The sequence below is a fragment of the Haloferax sp. Atlit-6N genome, from assembly GCF_003383195.1.
GTDB classification, from domain to species: Archaea; Halobacteriota; Halobacteria; order Halobacteriales; family Haloferacaceae; genus Haloferax; species Haloferax gibbonsii.
The window spans coordinates 1-514 of record NZ_QEQJ01000196.1 but is presented as its reverse complement, the minus strand read 5'-3'; the positions used below and the strand labels follow the sequence as shown (position 1 = coordinate 514).

The following is a 514-nucleotide window of genomic DNA, read 5'->3' as shown; positions in this document are numbered from 1 at the left end:
TTCGATCCCATAGTTAGTAGTTGAAGCGGAAGTTCTCTTCGTCGCCGTCGACGGTCAGCGTGACGTCGTGATCGCCGCTACCTTCGGCCAGGTCGATATTCTGTATCGTGACGTTGACGACACCGTGAGGCGTCCACTCTCCGTTGTTGCCGTCGACGACATTGACATTGACGTCCGCGCGATATTGCGCGTCGACGATGACGTCGAACGTCTGTCCAGTCGCTGGTAACGTTCGTTGTCCCGTGTTCTTGACGTACAGACTTATGCTGTTTGAGCTGTTGTCGTAAACGTTACTGTCGGAACTGCTGATAATTTCGATGTCGGTCCGGATGTTCTCTGCGACGTCTGCGCCCCGATCGTCGAGCGCCCCGCTGATTCCGGTGACCGTGTCGATGAGGACACCCGCGACTCCTGCTGCGATGACGATGCTCGCGATGAACAGGATCAGACTCGGAACGGAGACGTCGGCCATTCAGTTCACCACCTCGACCGTCGTGTTACTCGCCGCGATGCC

Annotated in this window: 1 protein-coding gene; it reads right to left on the bottom strand. The window is 57.0% G+C overall.

The features are described 5' to 3' along the window. Positions 1 to 13: 13 nt before the first annotated feature. Positions 14 to 472 carry a flagellar protein G gene (locus DEQ92_RS21905; RefSeq protein ID WP_115821783.1) on the bottom strand — a complete coding sequence of 153 codons (459 nt, stop codon included), beginning with the start codon at positions 470 to 472 and terminating at the stop codon, positions 14 to 16. Between the last annotated feature and the right edge of the window lie 42 nt (positions 473 to 514).